The following is a 22358-nucleotide window of genomic DNA, read 5'->3' as shown; positions in this document are numbered from 1 at the left end:
GGTTAACAGCAGGCTGTGCCCTCCGGCACAAAATATTGGCAACTTGCCTTCTCCCTTTGCTCAGCAAAAAGAAACCACTATCAATTCAAGTATGGGGTAAGTTCTCGGAATCCTGAAAAATATTTGAATTAAAGCGGCGGCGGATATATAGTACAACTTATTGAATTTGTGTGATAAGTAATGTTTGATCCACAATGTAGCAGGTTTTTTTGTGATCTTTTGTGGAGTACATGTGGCGTTGCAACGGCTACAAGTCAACTACAGGATTTTACATCTTCTGTAGACACGAGGTCAACATATAGTGGAAAGATATTGACTTTTGCTGGGGAGGATTTGTTACGTATAAACAGGAAACACCTTCAATTTAATGTCTCTGTGATTGTACAATGATTTGAACTGGTAACCTTAACCTTTTCAATTGATATTTCGTCTATCTGATGAAAACAGTTTTTATCACCTCAATGATTTTATTTTTTTCAAAAGGTGATTCTTGAAGAGACTTGGCCGTGTCGCTTAGAATACGATCCAAATCTCGCCAGAGAGCATATTTTTTAAACGTATCATCACGCTGGATACCCATAGCTTTAGCAACCATATTAACATAATTGGTAACTTTGAAATTAAAACGTTCTTCTTCTTGTCCAAATGTTTGTCCACAATAATGACATATGGTAACCAATCGATCCGCACCGGTTTGATCTGCTTCTTTCAAACGATTCTCACGCATCTGGGAAGAACTTTCCTGGAACCAGCAGTCAGCACCACTGCCACAGCAACTTGTTTCCGGGCCATGATGCGTCATCTCAGTAAGAGTCACCCCTGGCAATTGCCTCAATACTCCACGGGGTCCATCGAAGTCTAAACTGGTGTAGGCCGACTTGCAGGGTTCATGAAGGGTAACTACCCCGGCGGAAGCATCTGAAAGGGAGAGTTTGTTCATGTTTGCGGCGAGATACTGCGGAAAAGACAGTATTTGGAAAGGAATATCCAAGGTGGGTGCAATGCTCTTATCAAAACGGCAATGACAGGTTGGACACCATAAAACAACAGCTTCAGGTTGAAACTCAGCGATTGTGGCAATCAGTGATTCGGCCTGCTGTCCCCCCTTGTTTATATCGCCCGCAAACATACAACTATCTCCGCAACAATTATCCAATCCAGGGAGAAATGCGTAGTCATCACCGATTGCATCCATAATATCCAAGGCATTAAGGATTTTGTCCGGTTGGAAATAAACGTTGCAGCCAGGAAAGAAAATGTAACGGGCGTTCTTTTTATTGCTCGGTTTAGTGATTTTGCGGTAATCAGACCCTGAAACCTGAATGCTGGCAAGTACCCGGTGAATGCTGCTAGGTTCTTGCTGGTCACCATATGCCTTTTCTGCCAACCCACGAGAAATATACTCACCCTTAATAAGCTCATTCACTAACATTGGGTTGAGGTCTTCAGGGCAGATATTCGCAGTACACTTGAAACATTCCATGCAGGCAAAAGCTTTTGTATAAGCATGCTGGTTGGGAGTCCCGGTATCTATGAAGCTAAAAACCCCTTCCTGAATGTCCTGTGAGGAAATATCTCTCATGTCAGCATGGGGCAAAATCGGGCATACTTCAGCGCAAATCCCACACTGTACACAGTTCTCTAGAAAGCGTTGTTTTTCTTCACCGTAATGATCTGAAATTGCCATTGTAGCTCTACTCCCTTCCTTACCGTACGAATCAGTTTAGGTTGTTTGTCACTTCTGAAGTTGATTCGCTGAACACACCCCTTTATGATTAGGATTCGCAAATATAGGATGCATCATACCAATATTAGCTTAAGAATGCTGTGGGTAGTTGAACCTTATTACTGTACATTTACTGTTTCGCCAGCCCCTCATTCGCGGGGATTTCATGTTTAGTTGCACTAATTTTTCACAGTTGGAAAAATTACTATCGAAAACGGAATTCGACCCTACTGGTAATATTACCGATAGCGATATACTCAATTAATACCTAAATCCTGCAATTGCCAAGTTTGCCGAAGGTGCGAGGCTGCGTACACGCAGACGTACTGTAGTACTTCAACTGTGCGCAAACAAAGCAGATTCGGTAAAATTGGCAATCCCGAAGGGTGGCAAGCATGAGAAAAATGCTCTTAAATGTAACTCACATAAAAAGTGAACTGATTTCTTGTTGATAAAACCGATAACAGTCTGAAAAAACATAATTAAAAGCTTTTTTTGTCATGTTTGACATGCAAGATTTAGGTAATAGAATAAAAAACCTAAAGGGAACTAAATGAGTGGCCCCTATAGCTGGAGTGGCGGCTCTGCATGGCTTTAACAAAACCTTTTTGCAGTGAGCCCTGCAAAAAGGTTCTTTTGAGATATGCTTACTCCCAGCGGCAATAAGGATTTCGAGCAAGATTTGAATTAAAATAGCGTTGGTCTTGGGTCACTTCTGCTCCCACCCATTCCGGTTTTGTATAGGGCTGGTCTTCACTTTCAAGCTCTATTTCGGCTACGACCAACCCTTGATTCTCACCAAAAAACTCATCCACCTCCCAGGTAAAGCCCTCATACTCGATCTTGTACCTTTTTTTTTCAATCAGCGGTTTGGCGCATAGCTGGTCGAGCATGGTATTGGCGTCTTCCACCGGGATTTCATACTCAAATTCGCTTCTGGTCGCCCCGGTGCTCTTTCCTTTTACGGTCAGGTAGCCTGTATTTTCAATGGTTCTTACCCGCACGGTCGATTCTTTGCTTGTACTCAGGTATCCTTGACGATAACGAACCCCTTGGGCCAATTTTTTCCACGCTTCGCCAACCAGTAAAAATTTTCGTTCTATTTCTATTCCCATGCCTGCTCTCCTTGTGCTGGAATTATTCTATTTCCTTTAGTATTGTTTTTCAGGTACTCTTTCCCGCAAAAGGGAGGTATCTCTGAAGACTTCAGGATACCTTGCCCATCACATCCTCCTACCTTTCATTTTAGCAACCCGTACGCCATGCAAACCAATACCACTGTAACCCAACTTACGCTCCAACTCCCACAATGGGCCATTGATAAAGTACAAGAGCTGCCCCCTGTAATGCCAAACGTTGAACAGAGAATGGAGACAGTTCTCTTTTTCGCCGGTGCAAACTTCAAAAACGATACAGGTGGCCCTTTTGCAGCCGCTGTCTTTGAAGAGGCAAATGGTAGATTGGTCTCGATTGGGGTGAACAGGGTTGTGCCCAGCAACTGCTCCACCGCCCATGCCGAAATCATGGCCCTGTCACTTGCTCAAGCTCAGCTGCAGACCTATGACCTTGGTGGCCCTGGCATGCCCTCCCACCAACTGGTGGTAAACTGGTGCCCCTGCGCCATGTGTTTTGGCGCTGTACTCTGGTCAGGTATCCGCTCGCTGGTTATTGCCGGTGCAGGCAGCCAATTGGAGGCCATCACAGGCTTTGACGAAGGGCCGATACATCCCCAATGGCGACAAGAGCTGGAAAAGCGTGGGATTACTCTCCAGGAAGATGTTCTCCACGAGCAAGCGGTTGCGCAATTTGAAGAGTTCGCGGCTTCCGGGCGACCTGTTTACAACGCACGACTTGGCTGAGCATGCAGCCTTATCGACAACTACATCTATCCGATGATGACTCAGAGAACCCTTTCCCAAGAGTTTACCTAACCTTATGATCCGCATAATGCTTCTCGGCCTTTTGGCAGGACTCTTTTTCAGCACCACCTTTATCCTCAACCGATCTATGAGTCTTGAAGGTGGGCACTGGTTCTGGTCAGCCTCTTTGCGCTATGGGTACATGTTTGTTTTTCTTGTTTTCTGCCTGATGGCCTCTAAAGGCAGGGAGTATTGTTTCCAACTCATGCGGGAATTCATCCGCCACTGGCAATTCTGGGTACTCAGCGGCAGTATCGGGTTTGGTGGTTTCTATGCACTCATCTGCTTTGCAGCAGATTTTTCCCCTGGGTGGGTGGTGGCAACGACCTGGCAACTTACCATCATTGCCTCTCTTTTTGTGCTGCTTCTTTTTGGGAGGAGGTTCTCCCCCAAAATCTGGCTCTTTTCTTCGGTGGTGTTTTGCGGGGTCCTGTTGGTCAATGTCAGCCAGATTGAAACAACCCGTCTGAGCGAACTCCTGTTGGGGGCCCTCCCCGTCCTTGCCGCGGCCTTCTGCTACCCACTGGGTAACCAATTGGTGTGGGAGGCACAAAACGGCCACAAAAGGCTGCCGCTTATCGATGCACAATTTTTAGAAAACGGCTTTGCCAAAGTTCTTCTCTTAACCACCGGCAGTTTTCCGTTCTGGCTCGTGCTCTTTGCCGTGGTCACTCCTGCCTCTCCTTCGGGTGGGCAACTTTTTTCCGTTGCCCTGGTTGCCCTCTTTTCCGGTGTTATCGCGACAACCCTCTTTCTTAATGCACGTCACCTGGCTGATAATGCCAGTAAACTTGCCGCTGTGGATGCAACCCAGTCAAGCGAGGTGCTTTTTGCCTTGGCTGGAGAGATCCTTATCCTTGGCAGTGGTTTTCCCAACAGCCTTGGCTTTATCGGTATCCTGATCACTGTTGTGGGGCTTATCGCCTTTGTTCGCCATGACCACTCATAAGCCCATCTTGTAGACCTGCCTTTTCGTCCACTCTCTTAAAATCCGAGTTTTATCTCCTCATGCTCAAAAAATTATCCTTTGAGGCAAAAAAGAAGGCGATAGACATCATATGCCTGTGGTAATTTCCTGAGCATAGCTCAGAAGCTGAGGCAGACCTAAGCTTGGACAAAAAATCCTCACCATTCAAGATATTTTTAATGATTAGCCGGCAGAAAAATAGCGAGGTTCATTGCCTGGCTTCCATTTTATATTACACCCCATGCTGGGTTTCTGCTCTTCTGCGACTGGATCTCCCTTGATCAATGCATCAAGGGCACCCCGCAGATCTTTTCCTGTTACCGGAATGTTATTTCCCGGCCTGGAATCATCAAGTTGCCCACGATAAACCAGCAGTTTCCGGCTATCAAACAGAAAAAAATCCGGGGTGCAGGCAGCCTGATAAAGTTTAGCCACCTCTTGAGAGGCATCATGGAGATATGGAAAAGTGTAGCCCTGTTTTTTCACCTCTTCCTGCATTTTCTCATAACTATCATCAGGGTGGGTTGCAGCATCGTTTGCATTAATAGCGATCATGCTAATGCCTTTCGAGGCATATTCCCTGCCAATGGCAGCCAGTTCCGGCCCTACATGTTTCACGTAAGGGCAGTGGTTGCACATAAAAACTATCAGGAGACCAGCTTGCGGAGCAAGATCTTCAAGACTTATGTTTTTACCGGTAGTATCCGGCAGGGTAAAAGCAGGTGCTTTTGTTCCTATTTCCAACATGTTTGATGCGGTTAAAACCATTTTCCAGCTCCTATGGTAGCATGTATTTGTCTTCAAACAATATGTTTAGCTTACTCTCATAACAGTCATCGAGAGGGACTATTCTTCGATAAATTCACCTATATTATTTCAGCGCATATAATAATCATCTTCTTTCTTTTTACCAACACGACCACAGACGTATAAAGGGACCACCCAATGCTTTGCTGGTATAAAGCCCCCTTAATCGAGAGTAGTTCTCAGCCTATTACCAGTTGAAAACAAAACAAAATCAGTATACTATACAGCTTTAACTTAATATAAGTCTTGCCTCTTGGTGCCTGTTCCGGTGACAACTCTTCTCCGGTTTGAACGCCAACAGACAGCCCCCCTTTTATTTTGCTTACAGATTACCATGATTTACAATGGCATTTTTTTGGGCCTTACAACGGTTGACATCATCCACTATGTTCCCCGTTTCCCTGGTGTCAATGAAAAGCTAAAAAACGAACGACTGCTTTCCTATGCTGGTGGTCCGGCAACAAATGCTGCCGTCGCGTTTGCAGGACTCGGGAATACCTCAACCCTTATCACCGGGATTGGTAATCACCCCGGTGGGGTGTATATAAAAAACGAACTGAGCGATTGGGGAGTTGACGTCAAAGACTACACCAGTCAACCTGAACGGCCTCCGATAATGGCATCGATCATTGTTGACCTTTCCAACGGCAATCGCATGGTTGTCTATTCCAACACGGATACCAGACGGCTTAAGCGGGATGCGTCAAACGAAACACTGCTGGAAAACAAGGATATCCTGATGCTGGATGGACACTATATGGAACAGGCAGTGCTGGTGGCAGAAAAAGCACGGACGCTGCATATTCCAATCGTGCTTGACGGGGGAAGCTGGAAGGAAGGGGAAGAAGCACTACTGCCTTTTATTGATTTTGCCATCTGCTCTGCGGACTTCTTCCCCCCTGAATGCAACGATCAGGAAGCTGTTATTCGCTTTTTACAAAACCATGGCATTCAAAAAATTGCCATTACCAGGGGGGCTGATCCGGTGGTGGTAGTAGACAAGTCTGAAAAGACGGAAATACCTGTCATGGACGTCAAACCAATGGACACCCTTGGTGCCGGTGATATTTTTCATGGAGCATTTTGCCATTTCATTCTCCAACACGACTACCTTACCAGTATTGCCAGGGCAGCTGAAATAGCCAGTCTTTCCTGTACTTCTCTTGGCACCAGAAGTTGGATAGAACAGGAACGGTTCATTTAAAGCTGGTATCATACACGCACCCGCCCCAGTCCTGCAAAGGACTAGGCTCACCTCTGGCGGTAAGGAATTTGACAGTAGTCGATCCCTTTTGCAGGCACAATTCCATGCTGGCCAAGAAACATCTGCAACGAGTTCATTGAAATATTGATGTTGGATGTTGGCCCAAGATAGCAGTGATCCAGTTGCGGCGGTTGCCCTACCGCCAGCTGGAGCTCAAATTCCACATAGGGGACCAGCATAGCATTAGCTTCTCTGAACAACAACGACGACTCGGTTCGACTGATCAATACCGGCGAGACAATTCGCCATTCCTTTTCTTCACGAAAGGATGGATGCTTCAAAATTGCTGCAATCCGTAACAAATCAATTTCTATCTTTTCAAATACGAGGTGATACAGGCCGGATAATTCTTCACAGGTCTCTCCGCCCCGTACCTGGTGGGCCACATTATGCTCTATGGCGTCCACTACTTTGGCAATGAGTTGACGCTGCCGTACCGGATCATAAATACACTTGCCAATCTGAAAATGCTGCTTGCGTGCACATTCAACAATATAATCAGCAGAGAAGCCTAAACTGACACCCTTGCCATGGGTACTGTATCCGCGCCACTGACTGAGCAAGTTACCATGGGAGCGAAACGAGGCTCCAAACAGCATATGGCCGTTGGTGATTCGATAGGCAACCCAATCAACAAATTGCCCTAACAGGTCAGCCGTACCCTGCCCCTTGGCCAATCGTTCCTGCACTTCAACCCTGATTAAATCTGCTGAATGCTTCAATTCAGCAGAATCATTCATATACCTGATATCACTGGCCCATAATTTATTACTGCCCACTATACCCAATAAGCCGGTCAGGGTTGTATAGTGATAAAGGAGTTCTTTGGGAGTATCTCCAAATAATTGCTCGGTTAATTTTCTGATCTCTTCCACCTTTTCTTTTACACTCCCAAAATGAATATAACCAATATACAACCGCTATGGTTGCCCTTGGCAGAAACAAACATCTGAAAAAAAGCAGCCGAAGAACAGCTTGAGTTTTCAAAACCCATCTGGTATGCAGCCTAGTGGGCATCAGGTTCACCCATACAGTGAATAGAACTTCAAATCAATTGTCTGCTCAATATGTTGTTTTTCATGGTAGAATTTATTTTTTCTAACATTCGACGTGCAGGATTTAGGTAGTATGTCTTTTCATTGCCCTGTAATCGCGTTAGCTCTTGAGGGTTTATACACCTTCACCTTTTTTAACAACTTTATCGTGCGACAGAACAAAGCATATATTTCAGAACAGTTACCAAACATTTAACACACAAATTCCCTATGTATAGAAATTTTAAAATTGTACCAAATATTATTTTCGGCCGTGGCTGCTTCAATCAACTCGGTGAGATTCTTGAAACAAAGCGAGGCAATCAAAATGCTCCTATTATATTTGTCTTAGATGATGTTTTCAAAGGAAAAACTCTGGAGCAAAGGCTGCCACTCAAGGGAAATGACATGATCCTCCATGTCAATGTGGATGACGAACCCAAAACCAGCTACATTGACGCACTGGTGGAGCAAATCAAGCAGACCTATGCTGTTATCCCTGACGGTATCATTGGTGTTGGCGGCGGAGCTACGATGGATATTGCCAAGGCAGTTTCCCTGATGCTGACCAACCCAGGTTCAGCTGCTGATTATCAAGGCTGGGACCTGATCAACAATCCAGCGGTTTATCACGTAGCCGTTCCTACCTTATCCGGAACCGGTGCTGAAATTTCCCGTACCACGGTTTTGACCGGTCCGGAAAAAAAACTCGGCATTAATTCCGATTACACTCTGTATGATCAAATACTCCTCGATCCCGAGCTCATTGCCGACGTTCCCAAAGAGCAATGGTTCTATACCGGCATGGATTGTTATATCCACGATGTTGAATCGCTTGAGGGAACGTACATCAACGAGTTCAGCAAGGCGTACGGTGAAAAATCCATTGAGCTGTGCAGACAAGTCTTTTTAGAAGATCATCCGGAAAAAGATGATAAACTCATGATGGCCTCCTATTTTGGCGGCATGAGCATCGCCTACTCCCAGGTTGGCGCCTGCCACGCGCTGTCCTATGGTCTTTCTTTTGTTCTTGGCACCCACCACGGTATCGGTTGCTGCATAACCTTTGATTATCTCGAGGATATTTACCCTGAAGGAGTACGTGAATTTCGACAAATGATGGCCAAGCACGGTATTACCCTGCCTCGCAACCTGACTGCCGATCTCAGTGAAGAAGAGCTCAACACCATGGCCACGGTTGCTTTGGGATTAACGCCATTATGGGAAAACTGCCTTGGCAAGGACTGGGAACAAAAAATGACCCGAGAAAGGGTCCTGGAGCTGTACCGACGGATGTAGGTAAAATATATGCTGTCTCACCACTGGCTAATCCGGGTGAGGCAGCATAGCTCACTTGCCTCTAAAGAAAACGACCTCTCCGATTAAAAATTAAAGACTTTCGCTTCGGCAGCCATGTCAATCAAGTGAGGGCCTCCATCCAAAAGCATATTGGGATGAAAATTTGCTTCATCAAGGTTTCTGTTTTTGGCGCAAGGGGTACAGACTCCGGTTTCAACTTCTTGTTCAATCAGATACGGCAAATAGTCATTGGGGCAATCGCCGGTATCTGTCTTGATGCTCCCGTCCTGACCCTTCATTGCCCAATCCACACCACTGTCAATCAAAAACATATTAACTTTATGCCCCTTTGAATGAGCTATCTTGGCAAATTGAAAGCAACGAGTTGCCTTTTCGTTGTCATTGTGTCGTAATACAAATAAAAAGTTTGCCACACTCTCCTCCTTTGCAAAATATATTATCTAGTCTACACCAGGTAAGTCACTCAACTTACCCGAAAAATCAGCAGAATCAGTAATACCAGCATCGGAAAAAGCTGACAATAATAATTTCCAAAACTGACCTCTTCATAAACAGAAAAATGAAGGGAAAGCCGACTATCTGCGGCACCCGCCGCAATCTTCCTCGTTGCAATTGTCAAAGGTGCAGGGTTCAACATGAATAGTGATGTCCGCCCCCTGAACAGCGTTAGCGATTTCGTGTTCCAGTTTATCGGTGAGCTGATGGGCTTCGGCAACGGTAAGTTTTTTACAGACCGTCAGATGAAAATCGATCAGCTTGTGTGACCCTGCCTTTCGGGTACGAAGATTGTGAAAATTGTATTTTTTCCCACAATGCTGCTTGATAATAAACTCGACTTGTTTACGTAGCGGCTCGGGCAACTGCTCATCAAGTACCTCCCTGAGGCTAAGCCTGATCAACTTCAAAGCCTCATACAGTATATAGCAGGCCACAAGCATGGAAAGCACAGCATCAATCCAATACAGCCGGAAAAAGGCCATCGCTGTTACCCCGGCAAGCAATGCCAGGTTGGTGTACACATCCATGGAAAAATGAAGGGAATCCGCTGCCAGGGCAGAGGAGTCAGTCTCTTTGGCAACTTTCAGGAGATACCTGCTAATCGCCCATGAACAGATTACACTAAAAGCAAGCACCGCAATTCCGCTACCTAATCCGGTGGGGGCAGCTCCGGCTGCCAGGCGACGCACGGATTCAATCAAGATCCATACACCTGACCCGCCGATGACAAGCGATTGAATCAACGTAGCCATGGTCTCAAATTTGCCATGACCATAGGGATGGTTTTCATCAGCAGGTTGTTCTGCCTGTCGAATGGCCAGAAAATTCACTCCAGACATGAGGATATCGAGCATGGAGTCAATGGCTGAGGATAAAACAGCCATTGACCCAGTGAGAATCCCCACCGTAAATTTCATAACAGCCAGGCTCAATGCCGTGACAATGGAAAATTTAGCAGCCCTGATCTTTTTTTCAGAATTTTTCATCGTATTCGTTGCTCACTCTTCTCATAAACGCCTCCTTGCCGGTACAACCGCATCCCCCCTATAATTATATCTTTTTTCTTGCTCAGCACCATAAAGATAATTAATTTTATTATTTCTCTGCATAGTTACACCTCCCCTGCCACTCTACGCTCTTGCATACAGGCAGGCACCTGAGTCCTCTCCTCAACAGGAAGCAAACTGTATGGATATCTGGATCACCACCATTATTCTCCTGGCTACGCTTTACCTCCTCGTTACAGAAAAAATATCCGTCGCCCTGACTGCCATCGGCATCATCGTACTGCTGGTGGTCACCAACATCCTGTCACCCAAAGAAGCGGTGGCAGGTTTCTCCAACCCAGCCGTTATCACAGTGGGTGCGATGTTTGTGGTAAGTAAGGGTATGATGCGCACCGGCGGGGTTGAGTTTATCAGCCGAAGGGTGATCACCCTTGCTCGAGGCAGCTTCACAGTCGCCCTGGCAATTATGTTATTACTGGTCGCAGTGGCATCAGCTTTCATCAACAATACGCCGGTGGTTATCCTTTTTATCCCTGTGGTCATGACCATGTGCTGCGAATATGGCCTTAGTCCTTCCAAATTTCTGATCCCCATCTCGTACGCTTCCATCCTTGCCGGCACCTGTACCCTGATAGGTACTTCTACCAATATAATTATCAGTGATCTGAGTGCATCATATGGATACGATCCCCTGTCCATGTTTGAGCTATCCATTATCGGTGTGCCAATAGCTTTGGTAGGTATTCTATTTCTTCTTATTGCCGCTCCAAAAATACTGCCTGCACTGGCGAATCCTGTCTGCCAGCTCCAAAATGGAGAACACCGCAAATACCTTGCGGAACTGCAGGTACCAGAGAACAGCTCACTTATCGGTAGATCACCTACAGATATTTTCAGACGTAAATACCCCTCGCTCAGTGTACTGGAGCTCATTTCCCGTTCTCATATTTACCGCCCTGAACGTGACCTGAAAATCATCTCCGCTGGGGATATCATACTCGTAAAAGGTTCACTCAACGACTTGGTCGATATTCTTCACAGGGAAGAGGTAGAACTGCCGACAACGGAAAAAGGGTTGACCCTTGGGGCCCAAAAAGACGCCCCTATTGTAGTTGAGCTGATTATCCCTCCCCATTCCCCCCTCTGTAACCAACGGTTGCACAACACTGACATTGCCGGCGATTCCGAAGTACATATTATTGCAGTGAAAAGGAGTAATCTCCACATAAGTGAACATCAGATTCACGATGTGCTGCTCAAAACAGGAGATGTGCTCCTCATCTGGTGCAATGACAGCAAACTCTCCACCATCCGGAATAACACCGATTACCTCGTCATTGAGGATGTCTATGAAGAGCTTATTCATAAACGAAAAGCAGCATGGTCGATTCTTAACTTTATAGGCATGGTTGGAACGGCCACACTGGGCCTGGCAGATATCATGACCTGCGCTCTGACAGCGGCATTTTTAATGATTGTCACCGGTTGCCTGCAAATGCGAGACGCCTACAAAGCATTGCAGGGAGAAGTACTCCTCTTGATTGCAGGCACCATTGCCCTGGGGGCTGCCATGCAGAAAACCGGTACCAGCCAGCTCTATGCAGAGACTTTTTTGGGACTTTTTGCGAACTTTTCTCCGGTTGTGGTGCTTGGAGCGATTATCCTGCTCACCTCCATCAGCACCCAGATTCTCAGTAATAATGCGACTGCTGTTTTGCTCTTACCCATAGCCATTTCTACCGCTATAGGTATCGAAGTTGATCCAAAACCATTTATCATCGGCGTCTGTTTTGGGGCAAGTGCCTGCTTTGCAACTCCTGTCGGTTACCAAACCAACTTGCTTGTCTACGGCCCAGGCGGTTATAGTTTCAAGGATTATCTGAAGCTTGGCATCCCCCTCAATATATTTGTAGTCATGGCAGGTATGTGCACAATTCCAATTTTCTGGCCCTTTTAAAATATGACACGATGCATTGAACCCTGATACACCAATCGCCAACACAAAAGAGCACCTGTCTATGTTACCTATACTGACTATCTTTTCAGACTACGTCTGACCCTGGTGTTATTTCATTACCGGGTGTATTGAAAAACTGACCAAAGAACATGCGGTCCAAGCCCGTTGGCGTGCCTTCCCCCTCCATCCAGGCACACCGACAGAGGGCATGTCCCTTGAGCAGCTGTTTGCCGGTTCCAGTGCGGCAATCAGAGCAATGGTTCAACAGCAGCGCCGGACAGCAGACCAACTCGGCCTTCCTTTTGGGAACCGAACAATGACGTATAACAGCCGACTGGCTCAAGAAACAGGATTGTGGGCCGAAGAGCACGGCAGGGGTAAGCCCTTTCACAAGGCTGCTTTTCTTGCCTATTTCAAAGACGGCCGGAACCTGGCACTGCCCGATGTTCTCCTCAAGCTTGCAACCGCTAGTGGACTGCCTGCTCGAGATGCCGCGGAAATTATACGCACCAGAAAGTATGCCGAAGCTGTTGAGAATGACTGGCAGAAATCAAGATCGCTCGGTATAACGGCTGTGCCGACGATACTCTTCGCTGGGCAGCGCCTTACCGGCTATCAAAGCTATGAGCGCTTTGAGCACTTTTTACGCTCTGCAGGAGCAATGAAAATCAAGTAAAAAACACCAAAATCTGTCAACGAACTTGCCACAGGCCTCTACACATAATGACCGAAAAATTACATCTCGCCACTCAACTGATACACGAAGAACAACGCTTTGATACAGTGGGTGGCAAAACAATCAAGACCATCAATCCCGCCATGTATACGGGATCAACTGTTCTGTTTGACAATTGCGAAGACCTGCGCCTGGCCAATGCAGGGGAGTACCCAGGCATCGTCTATGGTACCGACCGATTGCCGCCGCAACGATCCTTTGAAAAAAAAATGGAGGAACTGGAAGGGAGTGCCCTGACCAGAGCCTTTCCATCCGGCATCAGCGCTATCATCAATACCCTGCTTACCTTTACTTCCAGCGGAGATCATGTCCTTATCTGCGACAATGTGTATGGACCGACAGCCGCTTTCTGCAGCAAAATCCTTAGCAAATACGATGTTGCGATTGATTTTCTTCCACCTGACATCGGTAGCAATATCGTGCAGTACCTCCAACCCAATACCCGACTCATTTACCTCGAATCGCCGGGTTCAAACACCTTTGAGCTTCAGGACATCCCAGCTATCACCAAACAAGCCACCAAAAGAGACATCATAACGGTGGTGGACAATACCTGGGCCACCCCGCTTTTCCTTAACCCTTTTGCTCTTGGCGTGGATATCATCATTCAATCCGTAACCAAATACATCAGCGGTCATTCTGATGTCTTGTTGGGTACAGTGAGCGTCAACCAACGCTATGCTGAAGAATTTGACAATTTTTATCAGGTGATGGAAACATTTGCTCCGCCCCAGGACTGCTACCTGGCCCTGCGAGGGTTAAAAACCCTGCCTGTTCGCCTGGCATATCACCAGCAGGCCGCATTGGAGGTAGCCCAGTGGCTTGAGCAACAACCTTCCGTTGAAAGGGTACTCCATCCGGCATTGCCCAGTCATCCGCAGCATCATCTGTGGCAAAGAGATTTTAGCGGATCGTCGGGCCTGTTTGCGTTCCTGGTTCATAAAAAATGGGAGGGCCCTCTGCTGCCTCAATTTGTTGACAACCTTGACTTATTTGGCATTGGTTACAGCTGGGGAGGCTATAAAAGCCTGGTTACCATTGGCAGCAGCAATCGTCGCAAACAAGGCAACTATGCAAACCGTACTGTTATCCGTCTTAATATCGGACTTGAAGATCCTGGAGATTTAATCAATGACCTGAAAAAAGGATTCATGGTTTTTCAGTAAGTATGTTATAGAGATATGTGCTGAACGCTTTTCTTTTTCAGATTATTGATTTATAGTGTTGCATACTACAAAGCTTTGTTTTTCAATTCATTAAGGAGGAAACAATGTCAGAGGAAACCAAGAAATCTGTATGCCCTACCTGCCAGGGAAAAGGTGTAATTGATGGCGTATGTGAAACCAGCGGAGAATGGCAAGGAAATGACGCCGAAGATGGTCAGGTATGCACCCCTGATCAGAAATGTCCTACCTGCAATGGAACAGGGTATGTAGAAGACTAACTGTCTTATTGTACTGCTCTTGCCTGGTCGCGTTAAGCATGGCGCTCCGGGCAGGAAACAACAGACCGGATTACCAAGTACTTTTACAGCACAGGCAATCCGGTTTTTTTTTATTTTTCCCACCCGTATTTTATTGCTCCCCCTGACCAATCAAAATTAAATAATTTTTGATTGCTCCATATGCAGCACCAGATCCAACATGCGGTTGGAATATCCCCACTCATTATCATACCAGCTCATTATCTTTACACTCCTCCCCAGTACCCGGGTACACAGACCATCCACTATTGAAGAATGGGGATCACCTTGAAAGTCTATAGACACCAGCGGCTCCTCTGTATAACGCAGGTACCTGTTTGCCGCACTTTCCAGGGCATTATTGACTTCGGGTGCTGTTACTTCGCGCTCCACTTCAATAACGACATCCAAAAGTGACACATCCGGGGTGGGAACCCTCACTGCTAGCCCGTCAAATTTATTTTTCAGCTCGGGAATAACCAGTGAAACCGCTGCTGCTGCCCCTGTTTTGGTCGGCACCATAGACATGGCAGCTGCCCGTGCCCGTCGAAGATCTGAATGGGGAAAATCCAGCAATCGCTGATCTCCTGTGTAGGCATGTACAGTTGTCATCAGGCCGCGTTGAATACCGAAATTATCCAAAACAACCTGGGCTACGGGAGCCAGGCAGTTAGTGGTACAGGACGCATTTGATACCACATGGTGCAAGGTGGCATCGTATTCGTCTTCATTCACTCCCATAACAATGGTTTTGACCTTTCCTTTTGCAGGGGCGGAAATAATAACTTTGGACGCCCCGCCATCAATGTGGGGGGCTGCAGAGTCGTGATCACGAAACAGTCCCGTACACTCAAGAACATATTCCGCTCCATACTCGCCCCATGGAATATCTTTAGGAGATCGGTGCCCGGTCACGGGAATAGTACGCCCATCAACCACAATACTGTTTTCAGCTGCTTCAACCTCTTTTTCATACACACCCATGATAGAATCATACTTTATGAGGTGTGCCAGGGTCTTTACATCGGTTAAATCATTAATACCGACAACCTCAATATCGGCAAATGATGCATCTTTACTGAGCGCTCGAAAAATATTACGCCCGATCCGGCCAAACCCATTAATCCCGATCTTAATGCTCATCTCTTTCTCCTTTGTATCCAAGCAACACTCTGCTTATTATCCGGCATAAAAAGCTACCGTCGCACATCCTGCATTCATAAAAATCGATAAAAAATTACATTTACCTGACTACTATGCTGTCTTGCCGAACTGCCCTTCCATATCACTTGTTATCGCTTCAAGCTGTATCAATTTAATGACAGCTTCTTGGCATTGTTTATCAATCTGTAAAGCACGCCTGAACATTGCCTGCGAGTGGTGATACCATTGACTCCTAAAATAGCTGTTACCGGCAATGCAGTAACCATGTAGTGCATTACCGTAAAACATATCATCAAAAATAGACTCCAGAGATTCTCCCCATATCTCGCCGACAACCTCCTCTTTCTCAACAAGCAGCCTCACAACGAGTTCATTCTCTGCAAATGACGACATCATAAGCCGTAAAAGGTAAATTGCCCTGCCAAAGGTCAGGGCAATACGCTCCACCTGCTGCTCGGTATCGACAGCTATCCTTTTGAATACTTCATGGGTATCGATCACCTGCGACACCGAGAAAGGGCGAGCGCCATACGCCATATTCTCCGAGCCTGTATCCTGGTCAACAGGAAAAACAGACGGTCCGTAATTGTTGAGTAAATAAAGATTCTCCTTGAGTTTCATAGCTTCATGAAAAAGGGAGCCTATAAGCCAGTCAACCAGCGAACCAAGGACATTTTTTTGCCGCTCACTCTCCGGCCAAACGGTATGGCAGAGATCTTTGAGCCGCCACAAAAGCCCTCTGCTGGTTTCCGCCCCCAGCATTGCGGTAAGCTGTTCAAGAAGACGAGTTCGAAGGGCAATTGTTGCTGCCTGCAATAGATCCTTTGCCTCCAACATTGCAAAATGGTAGCTGTGGCAAAAATCCTGATAAAGACCATGATACATTTCATATGCCTGAAAAAAATCACTGACAACCTGACGGATAAAAAACTTGCGACGATTTTCCAACCACGGTGTCCGCAATTGAGATGCTGAGGATTCTGCGGCATATTGCAGGTTCATTGTCCGGCCCCGATTGTTAATTCTTGTGCCTGTTCATAGAGTACAATATATTCACTCATTACATGGCGCCATGTATGACAGTTCATAATATTCTTCACGGCTGCCTGTTGCATGTGTCGATGTTGTTCTGGTTGGTCATAGATCGTAAGCGCCCTCTCCATGGCACCCATCACCCCCTGACAGCTATTTTCCTGATAGGCAAAACCGGTTTCACCGTCGAGCACCTTCACCAACCCTCCTACATGATGAACAATGGGCAAGTTCCCCAGCAGTTGAGCGATATAATCAGTTAATCCGCACGGCTCGTACAAGGATGGAATAAGAAAAAAATCTCCGGCAGCATAGACTCTATTAGCCAGAGCCGAGTCAAACCCTTTTAAAAAACAAAACCGGCCTGTTACCCCTGAATGCTCCGCCTGCAACTGCAGTTCATCTTCTACCCAGCTTTCACCAGAGCCAAGAATAAGCAACTGCATATCATCTCTTTCAGCAAAAAACTGCTGAATACATTCCAAGACAATATCGATACCTTTCTGCCCGGTAAGCCGTCCAATAAAGGTGAAAAGGGGAACCTCGGACACAGGTGCAAGGTAACCAAACTGCTCTACATATTCCCATTGCCTCTGCTGCCCGATGTGTGACAACAGATCGTTTTTACAGGCCAGCTTTCCCTGAAGCTCGCCCCGAAGCACATCAAAGGGGGCTGCTAACCCGAGCTCTCCGGGAGAAAGGGGGTCAAAGTTTGCAGGATCTATTCCGTTGGTGATCCCTCGCAACTCGATGCTTCTTGCTTTCAATGCATGACCAAGCCACCCAGTACGTGCATCTTCTGCCGTTTGCTGGAGTTCTCGCCCGTAATTTTCACTGACGGTATTCAGCACAGCATAGTCGGCAGCCGCTAAAAAGGGATCAAAGCTGTTGCCGAGCAGATTCTCCCAAATAATGCTTTCCGGTAGCCCGGTTACAGCCTTGGCAAAATTGAGGTCATCTATCTCCTGATGGTAACCAGTCCCTGCATTATGCACAGTTACCACCGCTCCCGTATGGCGAAAAAAATGCCTGTAACCACTGTTTTCCCGCATCATAGCGGGAAGAACGGCAGCGTGTCCGTCCTGACAATGGATGACCCATGGAGCATCGTTTCCTAGAATCATCATCTCCAAGGCAACCTTCTGGAGCAGTATATTCATAGCAAAATAATCGTAATGCCCGCTCCCCTGTTTCTTCCAGGATGCCTCCTGTTCTTCTTCACTGGTGTATGTATAGACTCCCAGTTTTTTCCCAAAACGTTCTGCCTCAACCAGATAGACGATCACCCCATTTATTGTCTGCGACCAAATGGCCACCGTCTCGCGACGTTCCTGCTCAGGATAATTCATGTCCACAGTAAAACAGCCCGCAAACTGCTGGTCACCAATAACGCCTGTTGCGGTTCCCGAAATAGCAAGCGGGCTAAATCCAAGCTGTTTGGGATCCATGAAACCATATCTGGGCAAGATCACCCTAACCGAAGCTCCCCCCTCTCCAGCCAACGATTCTGCTAGCTGACGGCAAACGTCCTTAACACCGCCGGCACCGGCAAGGCCCTCATATTCACGACTCACCATCCAAATCGTGGCATTACTCCGTACGTTTTGTTTAGTCTTCACAGGAGTTCTCGATCAAGTGTTGGTTACCATCTACTTTCATTGCTGGATAACCGTTGAAAATAAAGGCGAAAAAGCCACAAAAAGTCATGCAGAGACCTTAACCAGAGTGGAAAGTATTTGCTCCACAAGCTGCTTTGGCGTCCCGGTTGCGGTATCAACTGCCATGTCAGAGCCGGATGCATATAAAGGAGAACGCCGGGCAAGAATCTCTTCTATTTCATCCTCTAAATTTTGCGAGGTCAAGGCAGGACGTTGCGTACTGGTCTTATCATCTGCTGCCATACGGCTGAGGATGGTCTTTTTGTCTGCCTGCAACCAAATGATAAAGTAATGTGCTCGTAAAAGTTGCCAGATATCCTCATGCTCAATTGCTCCGCCGCCAACAGCAAGCACTATCTTTTGTTGCCCTGCCATTTCCTGCAACAGGGCACGTTCAAGCATCCTAAAGCCCTGCCATCCCCGCTCTGCAACAATTTCTTCCACCGATTGCTTCGTACGACGACAGAGCTCATGGTCAGTATCGACAAAGCGATACCCAAGTCGTTCTGCGAGGAGCCGGCCGATCAACGACTTACCAGTGGCACGAAATCCGGTCAATAGGATACTTTGCATTATTTTTTCCATAATCACTTTCAGCATAAAGGAAAGCAGAGAGAGTCATCAATAGCAAAATGCCGTTATTTTTTTCTTTTCTTTTTTCAAGGGTGCTCTTAGTGTATTGTTAACTGAGATTTTTTCAAGATTCAAATAAGATAGCCTATGGAATACAAAGATTACTATCAGATACTGAACGTCTCTCGCGATGCTACTCAGGAGCAAATCAAGCAGGCATACAGGAAAGGTGCGCGAAAATTCCATCCTGATGTCAACAAGTCGCCTGAAGCCGAAAAAAAATTCAAAGAAATCGGCGAGGCATATGAGGTGCTTAAAGATCCTGAAAAACGAACAGCCTACGACAAATTCGGCAGTCACTGGCAAAACGGACAGGACTTTGAACCGCCCCCTCACTGGGATGCAGGCTTCCAATTTGGTGGTACGGGATATACAGGGGCCGACCCTACAGGGTTCAGTGATTTTTTTGAGACCCTGTTTGGCCGTGCTCAATTTGATGGCAGGCAACGACATCACACAACCTTCCGCATGAAAGGGGAGGATCAGCATGCCAAAGTTATGCTCAACCTCCGAGATGCCTTTCATGGGACCAAGCAGACCCTGACGCTGAACAGACCAGTTGTTGATAACCAAGGCCACGTCATAACAACCCCGCACACCCTTCATGTCGCTATCCCCAAAGGTATCATTGAGGGACAGCGAATCCGGCTTGAAGGCCAAGGTCTCCCAGGAGTTGGAGGCAGTCCGGCAGGCGATCTTTACCTTGATATTGCCTTTCAGGAAGACGACCTTTTTCACGCAGAGAAACGAGATATTCACATGACGCTGCCCATTACTCCTTGGGAAGCCGCCCTGGGTGCATCGGTGACAGTGCCTACCCTTGCCGGCAATGTAACCCTCAAGATTCCAAAAGGTTCACAGGGCGGAAAAAAATTACGCCTCAGAGGAAAAGGATTGTGCACTGAACGCCAAAAAGGTGATCAAATAGTTACCTTGAGAGTGGTGGTACCGGAAGCAGTAACAGATGAGCAAAAACAACTCTATACGACCATGGCCAAACTCATGCCCGTAAATCCTCGTCAAAAAATGGGGGCCTGACATGGGAGATACTCAATATTTACAAGGCACCGTGCTCAACGAAGAAATAGAATGCTCCCTGGCGGAAATCTGTCGTTTATGCGGAGTAACGGCAGAACAGATTCATGAAATGGTAGAGGAGGGGGTTATCTCACCCCAAGGTTTGTCCCCCACGAAATGGCATTTTACAACCATTGAAATCATACGGGTGCAGACTGCAGTGCGACTGCAAAAAGACTTGCAAATCAACCTGCCGGGATGCGCATTGGTACTTGATTTGATTGAAGAGCTTGAAGAACTGCGTCTACTTAAGCGCAGGCTTACGTGATAGTATCTGACAGCCCTGTATTTCGCCGGTGACCCACATTCAATATTTTTTCCAACAGCTAGACCCTGTTGCCATGAGCATAGGCTTGGGATGCGGCCTACTCCTCACCCCCTTTCTGGTATTACTGTTTGTAGGGAGAATACGCAGACAATTCCTGGTCACTCAGATACGGTTTGACAGGCTCTCTCAGGACACGGAACAACAACAGCTACTCATCGACAGATTACGTCAGGAGCGTGATATCCTTCGTCAGGAGCACGAAACACTTGGTCGTGACAATGCAGGACTTCGGGCTAGGTGTTCCGGTATGGCAAATCAGCTTGAAGAACGTGAACTGTTGCTGGCAGCAACGCAGAGGCAGGTTGAACAAAGGTTTGAGCTCCTGGCCAGTGAAATCCTGACCGAAAAGAGTTCACTCATAAATCATCAGCACGAATCAACACTCAAGCTGCTCCTCTCTCCTTTTCACAAGCAGCTCCAGGAGTTCCAGCATAAAGTTGATGATGTATATGACCGTGAGACACGGGACAGGGTAGCCATCACCACCGAAATACAGCACCTCCGCCAACTCAACGAACGTCTCAGTAACGATGCCGTTAACCTGACCGAGGCGCTCCAGGGAAAAAATAAGCTACAGGGCCAATGGGGTGAAATGGTCCTGGAAAAAATACTAGAAGAATCAGGCCTGCGCAAGGGCGTGGAGTATACAACCCAAGTCAGTTTGCATACCGAATCAGGATCAAAACGCCAACCGGATGTGATTGTCCACCTCCCTGGAAAACGAGACGTTATCATTGATGCCAAGGTCTCTTTAAAGGCCTTTACCCAAGCACATAGCGAAAACGATGAAAAGCGACGCCGAAAATACGAATTAAGGCACCTTGATTCCGTTAAACGCCACGTTACATCGCTCTCATCTAAACAATACCACCAACTTAAAGGTGTCAGCAGTATGGATTTCGTGCTGCTTTTCATCCCGATTGAAACCGCATTTCAAAAGACACTGGAAAACGATCCGGAAATCCTTTCCCGATCCATGCGCAAACAGGTTGTCTTATGCAGCCCCTCAACCTTACTGGCTATACTGCGGACCATACAACACCTATGGCGCCTGGATGAACAAAACCGAAACGGTTTAATCATTGCCAAACAGGCTGGGAATCTTTATGATAAATTTGTAGGCTTTATTGAAACCTTTGAAGAAATAGGGACACGTTTACACCAGTCGCAGCAGGCTTGGCATCTGGCTAAAAAAAGACTGAGCAGCGGCAACGGCAACCTGATAAAAAGAGCTGAGTACCTCAAGGAACTGGGTGTACAAACTGATAGAGAATTAACAGAAGCTCTCAAACAGACAACACGTTCACAAGGAGAAATATCATGAGAAATATGACAATTACCGCAATTATCCTGCTGGCACTGGTATCGGGTTGTGCAAATATGAACAAGGCCCAAACCGGCGCTGTAGGCGGTGCGGCCGGAGGCGCCCTCATCGGGCAGATGATCGGCCATAACACCGAGGCTACCTTAATTGGTGCTGCTGTGGGAACCATGCTCGGCTATATCGTTGGTAATGAAATGGACAAATACGACAAACAGCAGTTAAACCATGTCTACGAACGCGGAGTTTCCAATCAACGTTCATCTTGGGTTAACCCTGACAGCGGCAACCAGTATGCCGTCACGCCACAGCCTGCGTTCCAGAACCCGACGACTAACCAAGTCTGCAGAAAAGCGGAAATAAATGCAATTATTGACGGGAAAAGCCAAAAGACCTACACCACAGCCTGTCGTGATGCCAACGGCCAGTGGCAGTTACAATAACAACG

21 protein-coding genes and 1 pseudogene are annotated in these 22358 nt (G+C 46.8%); 12 read left to right on the top strand and 10 right to left on the bottom strand.

Going from position 1 to position 22358, the window contains the following annotated elements:
• Positions 1-430: 430 nt before the first annotated feature.
• Positions 431-1687 carry a (Fe-S)-binding protein gene (locus JWH17_RS05190; protein WP_205221512.1) on the bottom strand — a complete coding sequence of 419 codons (1257 nt, stop codon included), beginning with the start codon at positions 1685-1687 and terminating at the stop codon, positions 431-433.
• 686 nt (positions 1688-2373) lie between these two features.
• The gene (locus JWH17_RS05185; protein WP_205221511.1) at positions 2374-2841 is read right to left on the bottom strand and encodes a CYTH domain-containing protein; all 468 of its coding nucleotides are present in this window, start codon (positions 2839-2841) and stop codon (positions 2374-2376) included.
• Between the two features lie 147 nt (positions 2842-2988).
• Here JWH17_RS05185 and JWH17_RS05180 point away from each other — a divergent pair, with 147 nt between their 5' ends.
• The gene (locus JWH17_RS05180) at positions 2989-3585 is read left to right on the top strand and encodes a nucleoside deaminase (RefSeq protein WP_232370909.1); all 597 of its coding nucleotides are present in this window, start codon (positions 2989-2991) and stop codon (positions 3583-3585) included.
• Positions 3586-3661: 76 nt separating this feature from the next.
• The gene (locus tag JWH17_RS05175) at positions 3662-4594 is read left to right on the top strand and encodes a DMT family transporter (RefSeq protein WP_205221510.1); all 933 of its coding nucleotides are present in this window, start codon (positions 3662-3664) and stop codon (positions 4592-4594) included.
• 201 nt (positions 4595-4795) lie between these two features.
• Here the strand turns inward: JWH17_RS05175 and JWH17_RS05170 are convergent, their stop codons facing one another.
• A complete protein-coding gene (locus JWH17_RS05170; RefSeq protein WP_205221509.1) occupies positions 4796-5380 on the bottom strand; it encodes a thioredoxin family protein in 585 nt (194 codons plus the stop codon).
• A gap of 373 nt (positions 5381-5753) precedes the next feature.
• On the opposite strand from JWH17_RS05170, the gene JWH17_RS05165 reads away from it, so the two are divergent.
• Positions 5754-6623 carry a PfkB family carbohydrate kinase gene (locus tag JWH17_RS05165; protein WP_205221508.1) on the top strand — a complete coding sequence of 290 codons (870 nt, stop codon included), beginning with the start codon at positions 5754-5756 and terminating at the stop codon, positions 6621-6623.
• Positions 6624-6670: 47 nt separating this feature from the next.
• On the opposite strand, the gene JWH17_RS05160 is transcribed toward JWH17_RS05165, so the two are convergent.
• Positions 6671-7558 carry a DUF2971 domain-containing protein gene (locus JWH17_RS05160; RefSeq protein ID WP_205221507.1) on the bottom strand — a complete coding sequence of 296 codons (888 nt, stop codon included), beginning with the start codon at positions 7556-7558 and terminating at the stop codon, positions 6671-6673.
• Positions 7559-7948: 390 nt separating this feature from the next.
• On the opposite strand from JWH17_RS05160, the gene JWH17_RS05155 reads away from it, so the two are divergent.
• Positions 7949-9016, top strand: coding sequence for an iron-containing alcohol dehydrogenase family protein (locus JWH17_RS05155; protein ID WP_205221506.1), 1068 nt, complete (start codon positions 7949-7951; stop codon positions 9014-9016).
• A gap of 83 nt (positions 9017-9099) precedes the next feature.
• Here the strand turns inward: JWH17_RS05155 and JWH17_RS05150 are convergent, their stop codons facing one another.
• Positions 9100-9450 (bottom strand): DsrE family protein, encoded by a 351-nt coding sequence (locus tag JWH17_RS05150; RefSeq protein ID WP_205221505.1) that lies wholly within the window; start codon positions 9448-9450, stop codon positions 9100-9102.
• 162 nt (positions 9451-9612) lie between these two features.
• On the bottom strand, positions 9613-10521 hold the full coding sequence (locus JWH17_RS05145) for a cation diffusion facilitator family transporter (protein WP_205221504.1): 909 nt from the start codon (positions 10519-10521) through the stop codon (positions 9613-9615).
• Between the two features lie 202 nt (positions 10522-10723).
• Here JWH17_RS05145 and JWH17_RS05140 point away from each other — a divergent pair, with 202 nt between their 5' ends.
• From JWH17_RS05140 to JWH17_RS05125, 4 genes and pseudogenes are all read left to right on the top strand, one after another.
• Positions 10724-12499, top strand: a complete 1776-nt coding sequence (locus JWH17_RS05140; RefSeq protein ID WP_205221503.1) for an SLC13 family permease — start codon at positions 10724-10726, stop codon at positions 12497-12499.
• A gap of 112 nt (positions 12500-12611) precedes the next feature.
• Positions 12612-13175: pseudogene (locus JWH17_RS05135) on the top strand (DsbA family oxidoreductase); the annotation flags it as partial.
• A gap of 47 nt (positions 13176-13222) precedes the next feature.
• Positions 13223-14401 carry a cystathionine beta-lyase gene (gene metC / locus JWH17_RS05130; protein ID WP_205221502.1) on the top strand — a complete coding sequence of 393 codons (1179 nt, stop codon included), beginning with the start codon at positions 13223-13225 and terminating at the stop codon, positions 14399-14401.
• A 104-nt stretch (positions 14402-14505) separates the two neighbouring features.
• Positions 14506-14679: an ankyrin gene (locus JWH17_RS05125; RefSeq protein WP_205221501.1), complete on the top strand. Its 174-nt coding sequence runs from the start codon at positions 14506-14508 to the stop codon at positions 14677-14679.
• Positions 14680-14835: 156 nt separating this feature from the next.
• Here the strand turns inward: JWH17_RS05125 and gap are convergent, their stop codons facing one another.
• From gap to JWH17_RS05105, 4 genes are all read right to left on the bottom strand, one after another.
• Positions 14836-15840, bottom strand: coding sequence for a type I glyceraldehyde-3-phosphate dehydrogenase (gene gap, locus JWH17_RS05120; RefSeq protein WP_205221500.1), 1005 nt, complete (start codon positions 15838-15840; stop codon positions 14836-14838).
• A 111-nt stretch (positions 15841-15951) separates the two neighbouring features.
• Positions 15952-16863, bottom strand: coding sequence for a hypothetical protein (locus tag JWH17_RS05115; protein WP_205221499.1), 912 nt, complete (start codon positions 16861-16863; stop codon positions 15952-15954).
• The gene (locus JWH17_RS05110; RefSeq protein WP_319549439.1) at positions 16860-18512 is read right to left on the bottom strand and encodes a glycogen synthase; all 1653 of its coding nucleotides are present in this window, start codon (positions 18510-18512) and stop codon (positions 16860-16862) included. The genes JWH17_RS05115 and JWH17_RS05110 overlap by 4 nt, the downstream gene beginning before the upstream one ends.
• A gap of 84 nt (positions 18513-18596) precedes the next feature.
• Entirely contained in the window at positions 18597-19124 is a 528-nt protein-coding gene (locus JWH17_RS05105) for a shikimate kinase (protein ID WP_205221498.1), read from the bottom strand.
• Between the two features lie 147 nt (positions 19125-19271).
• Between JWH17_RS05105 and JWH17_RS05100 the strand changes: the two genes are divergently transcribed.
• Genes JWH17_RS05100 through JWH17_RS05085 form a run of 4 tightly spaced genes read left to right on the top strand, consistent with a single transcriptional unit; the run spans position 19272 to position 22353 of the window.
• Positions 19272-20222, top strand: coding sequence for a DnaJ C-terminal domain-containing protein (locus JWH17_RS05100; protein WP_205221497.1), 951 nt, complete (start codon positions 19272-19274; stop codon positions 20220-20222).
• 1 nt (position 20223) lies between these two features.
• Positions 20224-20529 carry a chaperone modulator CbpM gene (locus JWH17_RS05095; protein ID WP_205221496.1) on the top strand — a complete coding sequence of 102 codons (306 nt, stop codon included), beginning with the start codon at positions 20224-20226 and terminating at the stop codon, positions 20527-20529.
• Positions 20530-20557: 28 nt separating this feature from the next.
• Positions 20558-21913 carry a DNA recombination protein RmuC gene (locus JWH17_RS05090; protein WP_205221495.1) on the top strand — a complete coding sequence of 452 codons (1356 nt, stop codon included), beginning with the start codon at positions 20558-20560 and terminating at the stop codon, positions 21911-21913.
• On the top strand, positions 21910-22353 hold the full coding sequence (locus JWH17_RS05085; protein WP_205221494.1) for an RT0821/Lpp0805 family surface protein: 444 nt from the start codon (positions 21910-21912) through the stop codon (positions 22351-22353). Before JWH17_RS05090 ends, JWH17_RS05085 begins: the two co-directional genes overlap by 4 nt.
• The last annotated feature ends 5 nt before the right edge of the window (positions 22354-22358 follow it).

Source organism: Desulfogranum marinum (assembly GCF_016918565.1).
Lineage (GTDB): Bacteria > Desulfobacterota > Desulfobulbia > Desulfobulbales > Desulfobulbaceae > Desulfogranum > Desulfogranum marinum.
This window is presented reverse-complemented; position numbering and strand designations above follow the sequence as displayed.